The sequence below is a fragment of the Hyphomonas sediminis genome, assembly GCF_019679475.1.
Classification (GTDB): Bacteria; Pseudomonadota; Alphaproteobacteria; order Caulobacterales; family Hyphomonadaceae; genus Hyphomonas; species Hyphomonas sediminis.
Map to the genome: position 1 here is coordinate 1,767,466 of NZ_JAIEZP010000001.1, position 13,676 is coordinate 1,781,141.

Sequence of the window (13,676 nt, forward strand, 5' to 3'; positions counted from 1 at the left end):
CGCAGGCCGCGCACAATGCTGAGTTCGGCGGGCTGGCCCCGCGAAGGACTGTGGTGGGCCCGGCAGGACTTGAACCTGCGACCAAACCGTTATGAGCGGTCCGCTCTAACCAACTGAGCTACAAGCCCCACAGCCGTGTCGTTTAAGGGCCGCAGCCTTGCCACGCAACGGCCTTGTTCGGAAGACAAGACAAGCATACCCAATTTCAATGAAAGTGAGGTGATGCCCATGAAACATGCAACTTTGTCTGCGGTCGCGCTCGTTTTGGCCATGACGCCTGTCGCGTGTGCGCAGGGGGCCGCTGCCTATGCCGCGCCAGCCGGGAGCTCCCAGATGATCCATCCCAATTCGATCCAGCCTGAAACGACGCTTCAGGTCTCTGCCGAAGGGCGCGTCGACAGGGCGCCCGATATCGCTTTTGTTACCGCTGGCGTCACTGAAGAGCGCAAAACTGCGCAAGAAGCGATGGCGGCGCAGTCGGCCGCGATGAATGGTGTATTCAAGGCCATGGAGGCGGCTGGAATCTCTGAGCGGGACATTCAGACTTCCGGTCTGAGCCTTCAGCCACGCTATGACTATGTCGAATCGGCTGGCCGCGATGGCGTTAAACGGGGCGAACAGAAGCTCGCCGGTTATGTCGCTTCGAATCAGGTAACGATTCGCGTGCGCGACCTTTCTCGTCTCGGTGAAACACTCGATAGCCTGGTCTCCTCAGGCGGAAACACGCTGTCTGGCGTGAGCTTCGGTCTCGACAATGACAAGGAAGTGCGTGGTGAAGCGCGCTCGAAAGCCATGAAGGAAGCGATTGCGAAGGCAGAGCTTTATGCGTCAGCTGCCGGTCTGCGCGTCGCCCGAATCGTCACGATCACCGAAGGTTACGAATATTCCCCGCAACCAGCGCCAATGGCTCGGATGGCAATGGCTGCCGATATGATGGAGTCGACCCCCATAGCGGGCGGCGAGGTCGGTATCACGGCGAACGTCAATGTGATGTTTGAGTTGACGAAGTAACCAGGCTCTTTGCGCCTCCTGGATGTGCATGAAAATAAAGCGAGGCCGGACGCAATGCCGGCCTCGTTTGTTTTTTGGGATGTGCTTGCCGGATTAGCGACGCAGTTGGCGCCTGGTGTAATCCGCAACAGCGGTGCCGGATGTTGCTTTGGCCGCCTGGCGAGCTTCATATTCCAGAACTGAGACGCTGCTTTGTGCCGGTTGGGGCACAATCTGTGGCGGGCCTGCCGTCACGCCTGTCTGAGCCGACTGGTAGCCTGACACGGTGAGCGAGTTAGGCACGTTGTAGTCCGGAGCCGCAATCTCCTCGACGATCTCGACTTCGGTCACTACCGCGTCGCCGGCGTCGCCTTCGGCAAACTCAGGTTCAATGGCAGGTATGGCGGCGGACTGAGGGCTGCCGGCGGCTTCGGCCAGGATGGCGCTTAGCGGGCGGCCATTTAGCATCGGCTCGGCGGCAGCATTCGGGTTCAGCGGGGTTTGCAGCGCAGCAAACGAGATCAGCTTAGCGTTCGGGTCGATCACTTCGGGTGTCTGGCCGATGGCAACGAAGGCCGATTCGACCAGATCCTTCACATGGGCGTCGCGCGATTTGGCCGAAGCGCCCCCAAGCATGATGGCAATGATGCGATGGCCATCACGCTCCGCAGAGGTCATCAGGTTGAAACCCGAGGCGCGGGTGTAACCGGTCTTGATGCCGTCAACGCCATCGACCGAGCCGAGCAGTTCGTTGTGATTCTTGTAGGACATCTTCCCCCAAGCGAAGCGCTGGGTCTGGAAGTAGTGGTAATAGTCGCCATGGTTGTCGATCAGCGCGTCCGCGAGGATGGCGAGGTCGCGCGCGGTCGTAAGCTGGGCAGTGTTGGGAAGTCCGGAGGCATTGCGGAAAGTCGTGTTCGACAAGCCAAGGCCGCGCGCTTTGTCCGTCATTTGGGTTGCGAACTTGCGTTCAGAGCCACCAAGGAATTCTGCAACGACAACTGCCACATCGTTGGCCGACTTGGTGACGAGCGCATAAATCGCATCTTCGACCGTGATCACGTCGCCCGCACGCAGGCGAAGGTTTGACGGCGGCTGTGCAGCGGCGTTGCGCGAAATGGTCATCTGATCATCGAGGCTGACTTTGCCCGCGTCGATCGCATCGAACAGGAGGTACAGTGTCATCACTTTCGTGAGCGACGCCGGGTAACGCGGGTCGTCTTCATTACGCGCGTGCAGCACTTCGCCGGTATCGGCGTCCACAACGATTGCGGCGTACTTCTCAGCATGGGCAGCCGGCGCCAGAACGGCGGCGGTTATCGATACTGAGGCGGCGATGGCGGACCCGCGAAGCGCGCGGGACCAGACTTCTGCTGCCATAGGCGGCACCCTCCAGAACTAAACTCGCCCCCGGACCATCCAAGGCTTAACCTAGATTCTGCCAACTCTATTGACCACAGCTTAACGCAGGATGAGCGGACAAAGATTTGTAATCTTGGATCTCCATGCAAAGCCCGTGCAAAACGCCTAATGTTGCGGCGCACAAAATTTATTGCGATAGCGAAGAAATGTGCTATAAAGAGCACAGTCCAAGCCCCCGTATAAAAAGGATGTCCCCATGGCTAAGACGACCAAGACGGCGCCCCGCGCGAAGGCAGAAGCCCGCCCTGCGGAAGCCGCTACGAAGAAGATCGAAGCCGGCATGGAGACCCTCGCAGGCTTCGCAAGCAAATTTTCCGAGTACACCGAAGACGGCGTCAAAGCCCTCAAGGACAATGCTGCGCTCTCCACTGAGACGATGCGTGAAATCGGTAGCCGCAACATGAACTTCATGACGCAGGCTATGGAGCAGGGTGTTGAGCTGACGCAGGCGCTTGCTTCGGCGCGCGATCCGCGCGAGCTGTTCGAGCTTCAGTCCGGCTTCGCCAAATCGATGTTCACCGCCTACACGACTGAAATGAAAGCGCAGACCGAACTTTGCCTCGGTGCCTGGCGTGAAGCGGCCAAGCCGTTCATGTCGCGCTTCGCCATGTAATTTCCCGCTTCAGGCGCCCCTCGGCGCTTGAGCGTAGAGTGCGCGCGTAGATTTTGAGAGGCTGGGCCGATTGGTCCGGCCTCTTTCTATTCCGGTCATACGTTTTTTGAGCAGCTGTCGCCACGTCCGGTGTTGCGGGACCATCAAACCGGGTTCGCCGGTTGGGCGAACCGGTCTATGCTTTCCTTGGCGGACAACGCGTGGGGAGAGCGGCAATGATACATGATCGGCACGGCAATCCACTGGCAGGCGCGAGCCAGAAAGCGGCGGATCTGTTCGACCTTTCGTGTCGCCGGTTCGCGCGATTTCGCGGAGACCCGGTGCAACCGTTGGACGATGCGCTCGCCGATTCCCCGGATTTCGGCATGGCGAAAATCGCCAAGGCTTGGCTTTATGTGACGTCGACGGAACCGGGCGCGACGGCCGGCGCAAGGCGTACGCTGCGTGACTTGGACAAGGAGGGCAACCCGGAAAACGAGCGAGAAGCTGCTCACCGTGCGGCGCTGCACGCCGCAACGGCAGGCAACTGGACTGCTTCCGCCCGCATTCTGGATATGTGGTCCGCAGTGCATCCGCGTGACTATCTGGCGTTGCTAGTTGGGCACCAGATTGACTTTCTCACGGCAAATGCGCGCAACCTGCGTGACCGGATCGCCCGGGCGCTGCCGGCCTGGGACAAGGTTCCCGACAGATCCTTTGTGCTGGGCATGCTAGCGTTCGGCCTGGAAGAAGCCGGTGATTATTCGCGCGCCGAAGCCGCCGGGCGCGAAGCGCTTGAGAAAGACCCTGAAGACAGCTGGGCTCATCATGCCGTGGCGCATGTGATGGAAATGCAAGGCAGATCGGAAGAGGGGCGCGACTTCATCCGGCGGCGGCGGGACCATTGGGCCCAGCCCGATAGCTTTCTAAAGATCCACAACTGGTGGCATCTGGCGCTCTGCCATCTCGAACTGGGTGAGTTCGACGCGGCGCTGCGCCTTTATGACGACGAAATTCGCGCTGCAGAGAGCCCGGTAGCGATGAACCTCGCCGATGCGGCGGCGCTGCTCTGGCGGCTGCATGTTATTGGCGTGGACGTTGGCGAGCGGTGGGACGAGCTGGCCGACGCCTGGACCCAGCATGCCGATGGGCGCTGCTACCCGTTCAACGACATGCATGCCGCGATGGCTTTCATTGGCGCGGGGCGCCGCAATGACGCGCTAGATTTGTTGCTGGCTGCAGAGGGCGCGGAGCCCAACGAAATGCGCGATTGGATGGCCCATACAGGACGCCCCGTCATCGAGGGACTCGTCGCTTTCGATCGGGGACACTATATGGAGGCAGCCGAACTGCTTTTCCCGGCACGCCAGATCTATGGCACATTCGGCGGCAGCCATGCCCAGCGCGACGTGATCGACTGGACGCTTACCGAAGCGGCCGTGCGAGGTCGTCTCCATGGCCTCGCCGAATCGCTGATTGCCGAACGCCTGTCGCTCAGGCCCGGCAGTCGTATCAACCGGGCCTTCCAGGCCCGATCAAGGAAGGAACATTGAGGGCGTCCGGACGCCGCCTGCTTTCCTGCCGGTTCTATACTTGCCTGGGCTCGCCGGGCTGCCGCGAAAGCGGGCACAGCTGGAAAATGGCGGTAAATGCATCTTCAATCTCTCACAGGAACGTATATCTTGAATACTATGAGCAGCGATTTCGATCTGATCCAGCTGAACGGATCATCGAACTCCGGCGGCCCCGGGGGCGGCCAGGCGGGGGACGGTGACGGCACAGGCTTTGACCTGGCCACCGAAACGCGGATCAAGACAAAGAAACCGTCGCTCTATCGTGTTCTCTTGCTCAATGACGATTACACGCCGATGGAATTCGTCGTGTTCATTCTCGAGCGGTTTTTCAACCGCTCCCGCGAGCAGGCCACTCGGATCATGCTTCACGTCCACCAGAAGGGTGTGGGGCTGTGCGGCGTCTATACATTTGAAGTTGCTGAGACCAAGGTAGCCCAGGTGCTGGACCTCGCACGGCGTCATGAACACCCACTCCAGTGCGTCATGGAGAAAGACGACTAAATATACATCAGAACGCCCCCTTAGGACTCTAACTCCCCCGGAAGGCTCTTCCATTGCCACGTCTCTCTACCTCTCTCGAAACGGCGCTTGAAAAGGCCCTCACGCTCGCGTCCGAACGCGATCACGAGTACGCCACACTCGAGCATCTCCTGCTTGCCCTCACGGAGGATGAGCACGCCCGCGAAGTAATGGGGGCATGTAAAGTTGATATAGAGGCCTTGCGTGGTGACCTGACCCGCTACATCGACGAAGAGCTTTCCAGCCTCATCGTCGATGACAGCGAAGGCCGGGTGCAGCCGACGGCCGCCTTCCAGCGTGTCGTGCAGCGCGCGATCCTGCACGTTGAAAGCTCCGGCCGCGAAGAAGTGACGGGCGCCAACGTGCTCGTTTCGATCTTCTCTGAGCGCGAAAGCCATGCCGCCTATTTCCTGCAGGAACAGGATATGACGCGGTACGATGCCGTGAATTTCATCTCCCATGGCGTTGCCAAGCAGCCGGGCATGTCGCGCCCCTCCACGCCGCGCGGCGCAGAAGCCTCCGAGGAAGAACCGGTGAAGCAGGGGCACGAGGCGCTCGATACCTACTGCGTGAACCTCAATGCAAAGGCCCGCGCTGGAAAGATCGACCCACTCATCGGGCGCGATCTGGAGGTCAATCGCTGTATTGAGGTGCTCTGCCGCCGCAACAAGAACAACCCGATTCTCGTTGGTGATCCCGGCGTTGGCAAAACCGCCATCGCCGAGGGTCTTGCAAAGCGGATCGTCGATGGCGATGCGCCGGAAATCCTCGACGACGCCATCATCTGGTCGCTCGACATGGGCGCGCTGCTCGCTGGCACCCGGTATCGCGGTGACTTCGAGGAACGCCTCAAATCCGTGATGAAGGAGCTCGAGCAGCAGGAAAAAGCCATCCTGTTCATCGACGAGATCCACACGATCATCGGCGCCGGCGCCACATCTGGCGGCGCGATGGACGCGTCCAACCTGCTGAAGCCTGCGCTTCAGTCGGGCGGCCTGCGCTGCATGGGCTCGACAACCTTCAAGGAATACAAACAACACTTCGAAAAGGACCGCGCGCTGTCCCGCCGTTTCCGCAAGATCGATGTGGTGGAGCCGACTGTGCCGGACACGATCAAGATCCTCACGGGTCTCAAATCGAAGTTCGAGGACTTCCACGGCCTGAAATATACCAACGACGCCATCAAATCGGCGGTCGAGCTGTCGGACCGGTACATCACTGACCGCAAACTGCCCGACAAGGCGATCGATGTGATCGACGAGGCGGGAGCGGCCCAGTGGCTGTTGCCGACTTCCAAGCGGAAGAAAACGGTTGGCGTGAAGGACATCGAGGCGGTTGTTGCCAAGATTGCCCGTATTCCTCCCAAGCAGGTCACCTCCGACGACGCCGCCGCGCTCAAATCGCTAGACAGTGATCTCAAGCGGGTCGTGTTTGGTCAGGACGAAGCTATCGAGGCTCTCGCGGCCTCGATCAAGCTTGCCCGAGCTGGCTTGCGCGAGCCCAATAAGCCGATTGGATCCTACCTGTTCACCGGCCCCACGGGCGTCGGCAAGACGGAAGTGGCCAAGCAGCTCGCGTCCATCATGGGCGTTGAAATGCTCCGCTTCGACATGTCGGAATACATGGAGCGTCATACCGTCAGCCGTCTGATCGGCGCGCCTCCAGGCTATGTCGGGTATGATGAGGGCGGCCTGCTGACCGATGGCGTGGACCAGCATCCGCATTGCGTGCTGTTGCTCGACGAGATCGAGAAGGCTCACCCGGACCTCTACAACATCCTGCTGCAGGTGATGGACAATGGCGCCCTGACGGACGCCAACGGCCGCAAGGTCGATTTCCGGAATGTCGTCGTCATCATGACCACGAACGCCGGTGCGTCCGATGCGGCCAAGAACTCTATCGGCTTTGGTCGCGGCAAGAAGGATGAGGAGCAGGAAGAGGCGCTCAAGCGCATGTTCACGCCCGAATTCCGCAACCGTCTGGACGCGATCATCACCTTTGGCGGCCTCACGCCGGAGATCATCGACCGCGTGGTCGAGAAGTTCATCCTTCAGCTGGAAGTCCAGCTGGAAGACCGCAACGTCTCGATCGAAGTGTCCAAGACGGCGCGCGAATGGCTCGCCAAGCGCGGCTTCGACGCGGAAATGGGCGCGCGGCCTCTGGCCCGCACGATCCAGGAATTCGTCAAGAAGCCGATGGCCGAGGAACTCCTCTTCGGCAAGCTGCAGAAGGGCGGCGTTGTCCAGATCGATCTCGACAAGGACGGCGAGAACCTGAACTTCAAATACATCGCCGAGCCGCCGAAGAAGAAAAAGCCGACCAAGGACGAAACCGAGGAACCGGCAAACTGAGTTTCTTCGGAAACGGAATTGAAGAGGGCCGCCTGAAAGGGCGGCCCTTTTGCTTTCCGTGACGGCACCACTCCCCAAGCCCCGTAAACTGGCTAACGTTGCGGCAAAACCATATCGGGAGGAATGAAATGGCCGGCAGCGTTCAGGGCAAGTGCGATCCGAAATTCGCCAGGGTGCGCGAGGAATTCGAGCAGAATTTCGCTGCGCGCGGTGAGGTGGGCGCCTCGGTCTGTCTCTCGGTGGACGGCGAGAAGGTGGTGGACCTCTGGGGCGGCATGGCCAATCCGGAGACGAACGATCCCTGGCAGGAAGATACGATTTCCATTGTCTTCTCGTGCACCAAGGCGGCCGTGGCCACCTGCGCCCATATCCTGATCGACCGGGGCGAGTTGAACCCCAATGCGCTGGTCAAGCAATACTGGCCGGAGTTTGCCAAGGCGGGGAAAGAGAAGACCACGGTTCAGATGATGCTGAACCATGAGAGCGCGCTGCCAACTGTTCGGGACGCTGTGCCGCCTGGCGGCTTTGGCGACTGGGCTTACATGATCAAGCGCATGGAGGACGAGGAAGCCTTCTGGGAGCCGGGTACGCGGAACGGCTATCACATGGTCAATTTCGGCTGGACCGTTGGCGAGCTTGTCCGCCGCGTTTCCGGCAAATCGCTCGGCGCATTCTTCCGCGAGGAAGTGGCCGAGAAGACAGGCGCGAAATTCTGGATCGGCCTGCCGGAAAGCGAGAAGGTGCATATCGCGCCCATCCGCATGTATCAGCCCCAGCCAACCGATCAGCCTACGGAATTCACGATTGCCCTGATGGGCGATCCCAATTCCATCCAGCACAAATCCTTCCTGAATACCGGCGGCTGGGACTGGAATGACCGGAAAAACCAGACGGCAGAAATCGGCGGCGGCGGCGGCCTGTCCAATGCGCGCGGGCAGGTGGCGTGGTATACGGAGCTGGCGACGGGCGGCGGCAAGCTCGTTTCGGCAGATCGCCTTGCCGCCATGGGCCGTGTCACCACCGCCACCCAGCGTGACGCAACCCTGCTCATCCCCACGCGCTTTGCATCCGGCTACATGAAATCAATGGACAATCGCGGCCTCAACCTTGGGCCTGGCACCAGCGCCATTATGGGCGAGGCCGCGTTCGGCCATGTCGGTGCTGGCGGCTCCATTGGCTTTGCAGACCCAGAGGCGCGCATGGCCTTCAGCTATACAATGAACCAGATGGGAGGCGGCCTCCTGCTGAACGATCGCGGCCAGAGCCTCATCGATGCGGCCTACACATCGCTTGGCTACCGCACGAATGCGCCCGGTGCGTGGGTTCGTTGAAAGACGCTTGCTGATCACCCTTAGGGAGACTAGGGTTCGCGTGTTAATTGCGGGGGATGGTTTTGCGAGCGTTGGTGGTGGCGGTTATGATAGCTCTGCACTGCGGCGCTCCGGCAGTCGCACAGGGCAGGTCATTGCCAGACGTTGATGCTCAGCCGCTGAAGCCGCCAGTGCCAGTCTTTCCAAAACATGCTGCGCAATTAGGAATGCCGGGATATTGCGTGGTCAGGTTCAATTTGGACACCCGGGGAAGGCCGAGCATCATATTTCCATCGTGCAGCCACCCTGTATTCTGTTCGAGTGCTGCGGCGGCCATTGAGGCATCCCGGTTCATGCCGGCCAGGCGTGATGGAAAGATCGTGGCGCGGACGAACATTGTATATCCGCTCGAATATAAATTCTATGGAATGCCTGACATCGACTGGAGCCAATACCAGTTGGAAGATTGCGTCGACGCGCTCATCTCTTGAAAATGCGGAACTCTAGGAAACTTTGTCCGGAGGCTCCCGATCCGTTGGTATAAGGATCATCACGACGGATGCTGCCACGGCTGCCAGCCCGACGATCAAGACGACAGGTTTGGTAAACGACTGGGCCATGCCCGCTGTGAGCGCCGCGGAGCCCCAGGCGAAACCAACAGCAATACGCTTCACCTGTGGCCGCACGGCGCGGCGTTCTTCAAAGCGGCGTGCTTCTTTCAGGGCCGTGCGCAGGATGGGAATGTTCTCCAGCCAGCGTGTCATTTTTTCCGAGGATCGGGCAAAGGCCCAGAGCGCGACGATCAGAAAAACGGTGGTTGGCATGCCCGGCAGGATGGCGCCAAGAATGGCAAGGCCGGTGAAGACAAGTCCGATGAGGATGAAAAACGGCTTCGACATGGCGTCGCCTATCCCTCGCTCATCCCAAGTCGCCGGTACAGACGAAGGGCGGGCGCGTTGCCCGTCTCGACTTTCAGATCCACATTTTTTGCGCCGCGTGTGCGGAAGGCGTGAAATGCTGTCAGCATCAAGGCCTCGCCGATGCCGCGGCCGCGAAATCCGCTGGCGACCACAAGGTCCTTCACAAAGGCCGAGGTCCAGCATTGGCAAACTCCTGCGAGCTGTCCGTCGTCCGCGCGCGCGAGAAAGAACAGTGCGGGATCAAACTCACTGTCTGCCACGAGGCTTTGCCACCAGGTGGGAAAGGGAGGTACGCTGCCTTCGCCAGGCGCATAGCCCGCCAGCATGACTGCATGCGCAGCAGCGGCAGAATCTTCTGTAAACGGAGATGGCGCAAGGCCGGGCGGCCAGTGCGGGGCAGGCAGTGGCAGCGAAAGATCGCGGCGCAGCCGCAGTGCCGCCGCCATCTCCAGCATCACCCGCGCGTCATGGGCAGGCGCTGCACGATCCAGCCGCCAGGGCCTTCCACGCCGCCGACAACGTTGGCGACATCGGTAAAGCCAGTCGCGCGAGCTTGCGCGGCAGCTTGTCCTGAGCGCTGCCCGGAGCGGCAGATGAAGGCGATTGGCGCATCGAAGGCGGCGGCGTGCTGCATGACCTTTTTAAGGAAGTCCCGGTCCTGAAGCGTTATGCGCAGGGCATCTGCCGGAACACCGGTCAGTTCCCATTCACCGGAGGTGCGTACGTCGACAAGGATCAGCTCGCCCGCCTTCTGCTTGTCATACGCCTCCTTCGCTGAAAGTCGTTTCACTGGCGGCGCGGCCTGGCCCTTTTCCTTAAGGGCGAACATCGTGGCGAGGATGGACTGAATGTTCATGGGGTCTACCTATCCGGCGCCGCCTACTGTCAGTGAACCGACTTTCAGTGTTGGTTGTCCTACACCGACCGGAACAGACTGCCCCGCCTTGCCGCAAACGCCGACGCCGTCGTCCATTGCGAAGTCGTTGCCGATCATCGTTACGTCCCGTAGCACCGTCGGCCCGTGGCCGATAAGCGTTGCGTTCTTCACGGGCGCTACAACCTTGCCGTTCTCGACGAGATACGCCTCGGTGCACTGAAAGACGAAATTGCCGGAGGTGATGTCCACCTGCCCACCGCCAAAGTCCACCGCCCAGAGGCCGCGCTTGATGGAGGAGACGATCTCTCCCGGATCCTTATCGCCGCCCAGCATTACGGTGTTGGTCATTCGTGGCATTGTGGAGGCTTCGTAGCTTTCTCGGCGGCCATTGCCGGTCGGCGCCATGCCCATCAGGCGGGCGTTCATCCGGTCCTGCATATATCCCTTCAGAATGCCGTCCTCGATCAGCACTGTGCGCTGGGTCGGCGTGCCCTCATCGTCGAAGGAGAGTGAGCCGCGGCGCGCGTCGATGGAGCCGTCATCGATCACGGTGACCCCCTTGGCGGCGACTTGCTGGCCGATCTGCCCGGCATAGACGCTGGTGCCCTTGCGGTTGAAGTCGCCTTCGAGGCCATGGCCGACCGCTTCATGCAGCAGCACGGCCGGCCAGCCCGGCCCAAGCACAACTTCCATTTCGCCCGCGGGGGCGGGAATGGACTGGAGGTTCACCGACGCCTTCTGAATGGCGCGGGCAACCATCGCTTTCCAGCGGTCTGGCGCGATCCATTCGTCATAAGCGGCGCGGCCTCCGGCCCCAGCGCCAGCGGATTCGCGGCGGCCATTCTCTTCCAGCGTCACGGACACGTTGAGACGGACGAGGGGGCGAATGTCATGGAAATGGGCGCCGTCCGGGCGGAGAATGTCGACTTCCGTATGGCTGCCCGAAAGCGAGACCGATACCTGAACGACACGCGGGTCGGCGACGCGAGCATAGGCATCGATTTCGGCCAGCAGGTTGGTCTTGTCCGAAAAGGCTGGCGCAATCGTCGGGTCGATTGACTGGTATAGGCGCCTATTGGTTGGCTGCGGACCGGTAGCCAGTTTGCCGTTATAGCCGCGCTTGGCCTGCGTCGCGGTTCCGGCGGCGCGACGGATTGCGTCCAGCGTCAGCTGCGAGGCGTAGCCAGACCCTTGAGCTTCCCCGGCAACGACTCGTAGGCCAAAGCCCTGATCGGTATCGTAGGCGGCAGTTTTCAGCCGGCCATCATCGAAAACGAAGCTCTCCGATCGGGAACGTTCCACATAGAGATCCCCGTCATCGGCACCGCGGGCGGCGTCAGCGAGCAGGTCGGCGGCGGACTTCAGGTCGAAGGGCAGGGGTATATCGGTCATTCTACCAAGATGCGGGCTTCGCGCCTCCCGCACAAGGGTTTGGCCTGCCGCATCAGTTCGTTGTGACCGTGAAGCGTTCCAACTGTATGTCTGTTTGTGGGGAGTCCGGGTTCAATTCCTTGGATTTTACCAGGTCATAATAGGCGCCCTGCACGTCGCCGGTCCGTTCCCGGGCGAGGGCGCGGTTGTAATAGGCGGCATAAAGATCGCTGGAATTCAGCTCGATGGCCCGGTCGAGCGAGACGATGGCGGCGGCATAGTCCTGCTGAAGGATATAAGCTGCCCCTTCGTTCAGCCAGGTCGGCCCGGATTCGGGGGAAATACGCTTTGACGCAGCGTAATCGGCCAGGGCGGCGTCCAGTTTGCCCTGCCGCATCCGCAGCACGCCGCGATTCGTGTAGGTGGCGGCGCGATTGCTCAGATTGAGCGCTTCGTGTTCTAGTGCCCGGCTGCAGGTATCTTCAGCCGAGGTTGAGCTCAGCAATCCGTATTTCGCCGCTTGGTAACAATCCTTAGCCAGCCCTCCGCCGATCACTGTAACCTGCGCGGCTGCGATAGGGGTGAAACCCAGCAAAACCCCAGCAAATACTACTGTACGTATCATGTCTTCCTCCCTTATTTTGTTGTATTCGCAGTATACCATTCTCCGGTCGCTCCGGCGATGCGCTGCGACAATATTGAGCGAGGAAAACGCTGGGGTTCCCAGCGCGGCTGGTATAGTTAGAGGCCAAATTGAGACGAATTGGGGTTGAATCCGTGCGACACATTCTTGCCGCCCTCTCCGCTGCGATGCTGGCCGGTACCGCCTATGCGGCCGAGCCTGTAGACGGCGCGATCAACATGCAGCCTGCGGCGACTCGCATCGCAGAGCGCGTGCATGAGTTCCACAATGTCCTGCTCGTGATCATCACGCTGATCACGCTGCTGGTGCTTGGGCTGCTCATCTGGATCGTGATCCGCTACAACAGCAAGGCCAACAAAGAGTCGCGCAAGTTCAGCCACAACACCGCGATTGAAGTGGTTTGGACGGTTGTTCCGGCGCTCATCCTGGTCGGCGTCGCCGGCCTGTCCTTCCCGAACCTGTTCTATCAGAACGTCACCCCGAACCTTGGCCAGATCGTTGCAACGTCGAAGCAGCTGATGGCAGAGGGCAAGTCAGCTGAGCTTCAGGCTTATACGCGCAACCATTTCCCGGATGCCGCTGAGCAGGGCTTTGTGAACGTGAAGATCCAGGGCAACCAGTGGAACTGGACCTACACCTATCCCGATATCGTTGATGAGGCTGGAATTCCTGTCGAGTTCGTCTCGAACGGCATCCACAAGGGCCGCGCTTCCGACCCGCAGGACGGTCTGCGCCTCCTGACGACTGACTACCCGATGGTTATCCCGGCTGGCCGTTATGTGCGCTACTATACGGCCGCTGCTGACGTGATCCACTCCTGGGCGGTTCCGGCCTTCTCCGTGAAGACCGATGCCATCCCTGGCCGCCTCAACGAAGGCTGGTTCCTGGTGGAAGAGCCCGGCGTTTATTACGGCCAGTGCTCCGAGCTGTGCGGTGTTGACCACGCCTACATGCCGATCGAAGTGCGCGTCGTGAGCCAAGAACAGTTCGACCGTTGGGCCGAGCTGATGAAAGCTGGCGATTTCGATGGCGCTACCGCCTCGGTCCGTCAGATCGCTTCGGTCGACGCCGAAACCAAATACGCATCCAACTAAGTTCCGAGAGAAA

At 60.5% G+C, this 13,676-nt stretch carries 14 protein-coding genes and 1 tRNA gene; 8 read left to right on the forward strand and 7 right to left on the reverse strand.

What is annotated here, in order from left to right:
- Window positions 1-51: 51 nt before the first annotated feature.
- Window positions 52-128, reverse strand: a tRNA-Ile gene (locus tag K1X12_RS08895).
- A 100-nt stretch (window positions 129-228) separates the two neighbouring features.
- On the opposite strand from K1X12_RS08895, the gene K1X12_RS08900 reads away from it, so the two are divergent.
- A complete protein-coding gene (locus tag K1X12_RS08900) occupies window positions 229-1,011 on the forward strand; it encodes an SIMPL domain-containing protein (protein ID WP_220987249.1) in 783 nt (260 codons plus the stop codon).
- 93 nt (window positions 1,012-1,104) lie between these two features.
- On the opposite strand, the gene K1X12_RS08905 is transcribed toward K1X12_RS08900, so the two are convergent.
- Complete coding sequence (locus K1X12_RS08905; protein WP_220987250.1) at window positions 1,105-2,370, reverse strand: D-alanyl-D-alanine carboxypeptidase family protein; 1,266 nt, start codon at window positions 2,368-2,370, stop codon at window positions 1,105-1,107.
- Between the two features lie 238 nt (window positions 2,371-2,608).
- Here K1X12_RS08905 and K1X12_RS08910 point away from each other — a divergent pair, with 238 nt between their 5' ends.
- From K1X12_RS08910 to K1X12_RS17195, 6 genes are all read left to right on the forward strand, one after another.
- Window positions 2,609-3,025 (forward strand): phasin, encoded by a 417-nt coding sequence (locus K1X12_RS08910; protein ID WP_220987251.1) that lies wholly within the window; start codon window positions 2,609-2,611, stop codon window positions 3,023-3,025.
- Between the two features lie 215 nt (window positions 3,026-3,240).
- Window positions 3,241-4,557 (forward strand): tetratricopeptide repeat protein, encoded by a 1,317-nt coding sequence (locus K1X12_RS08915; protein ID WP_220987252.1) that lies wholly within the window; start codon window positions 3,241-3,243, stop codon window positions 4,555-4,557.
- A 165-nt stretch (window positions 4,558-4,722) separates the two neighbouring features.
- A complete protein-coding gene (clpS, locus tag K1X12_RS08920; protein WP_225908090.1) occupies window positions 4,723-5,079 on the forward strand; it encodes an ATP-dependent Clp protease adapter ClpS in 357 nt (118 codons plus the stop codon).
- Between the two features lie 53 nt (window positions 5,080-5,132).
- Entirely contained in the window at window positions 5,133-7,448 is a 2,316-nt protein-coding gene (gene clpA, locus K1X12_RS08925; protein ID WP_220987253.1) for an ATP-dependent Clp protease ATP-binding subunit ClpA, read from the forward strand.
- A gap of 128 nt (window positions 7,449-7,576) precedes the next feature.
- A complete protein-coding gene (locus tag K1X12_RS08930) occupies window positions 7,577-8,779 on the forward strand; it encodes a serine hydrolase domain-containing protein (protein WP_220987254.1) in 1,203 nt (400 codons plus the stop codon).
- A gap of 206 nt (window positions 8,780-8,985) precedes the next feature.
- Window positions 8,986-9,249 (forward strand): hypothetical protein, encoded by a 264-nt coding sequence (locus tag K1X12_RS17195; RefSeq protein ID WP_369426159.1) that lies wholly within the window; start codon window positions 8,986-8,988, stop codon window positions 9,247-9,249.
- A gap of 12 nt (window positions 9,250-9,261) precedes the next feature.
- Here K1X12_RS17195 and K1X12_RS08940 read toward each other — a convergent pair whose 3' ends face one another.
- From K1X12_RS08940 to K1X12_RS08960, 5 genes are read right to left on the reverse strand one after another with little or no spacing between them, the layout of a single operon-like run.
- Complete coding sequence (locus K1X12_RS08940) at window positions 9,262-9,657, reverse strand: YbaN family protein (protein ID WP_220987256.1); 396 nt, start codon at window positions 9,655-9,657, stop codon at window positions 9,262-9,264.
- 8 nt (window positions 9,658-9,665) lie between these two features.
- On the reverse strand, window positions 9,666-10,124 hold the full coding sequence (locus K1X12_RS08945) for a GNAT family N-acetyltransferase (protein WP_220987257.1): 459 nt from the start codon (window positions 10,122-10,124) through the stop codon (window positions 9,666-9,668).
- 8 nt (window positions 10,125-10,132) lie between these two features.
- Complete coding sequence (locus K1X12_RS08950) at window positions 10,133-10,534, reverse strand: rhodanese-like domain-containing protein (RefSeq protein WP_220987258.1); 402 nt, start codon at window positions 10,532-10,534, stop codon at window positions 10,133-10,135.
- Between the two features lie 9 nt (window positions 10,535-10,543).
- A complete protein-coding gene (tldD, locus tag K1X12_RS08955; protein WP_220987259.1) occupies window positions 10,544-11,947 on the reverse strand; it encodes a metalloprotease TldD in 1,404 nt (467 codons plus the stop codon).
- Window positions 11,948-11,999: 52 nt separating this feature from the next.
- Window positions 12,000-12,551 carry a tetratricopeptide repeat protein gene (locus tag K1X12_RS08960; RefSeq protein ID WP_220987260.1) on the reverse strand — a complete coding sequence of 184 codons (552 nt, stop codon included), beginning with the start codon at window positions 12,549-12,551 and terminating at the stop codon, window positions 12,000-12,002.
- Window positions 12,552-12,703: 152 nt separating this feature from the next.
- Between K1X12_RS08960 and coxB the strand changes: the two genes are divergently transcribed.
- Window positions 12,704-13,663, forward strand: a complete 960-nt coding sequence (gene coxB / locus K1X12_RS08965) for a cytochrome c oxidase subunit II (RefSeq protein ID WP_220987261.1) — start codon at window positions 12,704-12,706, stop codon at window positions 13,661-13,663.
- The last annotated feature ends 13 nt before the right edge of the window (window positions 13,664-13,676 follow it).

Excerpts from the sequence above, each read along its gene's own strand:
- K1X12_RS08900 (WP_220987249.1), top strand. The coding sequence starts at position 229 with ATGAAACATGCAACTTTGTCTGCGGTCGCGCTCGTTTTGGCCATGACG.
- K1X12_RS08905 (WP_220987250.1), bottom strand. The coding sequence starts at position 2,370 with ATGGCAGCAGAAGTCTGGTCCCGCGCGCTTCGCGGGTCCGCCATCGCC.
- K1X12_RS08910 (WP_220987251.1), top strand. The coding sequence starts at position 2,609 with ATGGCTAAGACGACCAAGACGGCGCCCCGCGCGAAGGCAGAAGCCCGC.
- K1X12_RS08915 (WP_220987252.1), top strand. The coding sequence starts at position 3,241 with ATGATACATGATCGGCACGGCAATCCACTGGCAGGCGCGAGCCAGAAA.
- K1X12_RS08930 (WP_220987254.1), top strand. The coding sequence starts at position 7,577 with ATGGCCGGCAGCGTTCAGGGCAAGTGCGATCCGAAATTCGCCAGGGTG.
- K1X12_RS17195 (WP_369426159.1), top strand. The coding sequence starts at position 8,986 with ATGCCGGGATATTGCGTGGTCAGGTTCAATTTGGACACCCGGGGAAGG.
- K1X12_RS08940 (WP_220987256.1), bottom strand. The coding sequence starts at position 9,657 with ATGTCGAAGCCGTTTTTCATCCTCATCGGACTTGTCTTCACCGGCCTT.
- K1X12_RS08945 (WP_220987257.1), bottom strand. The coding sequence starts at position 10,124 with ATGGCGGCGGCACTGCGGCTGCGCCGCGATCTTTCGCTGCCACTGCCT.
- K1X12_RS08950 (WP_220987258.1), bottom strand. The coding sequence starts at position 10,534 with ATGAACATTCAGTCCATCCTCGCCACGATGTTCGCCCTTAAGGAAAAG.
- tldD (WP_220987259.1), bottom strand. The coding sequence starts at position 11,947 with ATGACCGATATACCCCTGCCCTTCGACCTGAAGTCCGCCGCCGACCTG.
- K1X12_RS08960 (WP_220987260.1), bottom strand. The coding sequence starts at position 12,551 with ATGATACGTACAGTAGTATTTGCTGGGGTTTTGCTGGGTTTCACCCCT.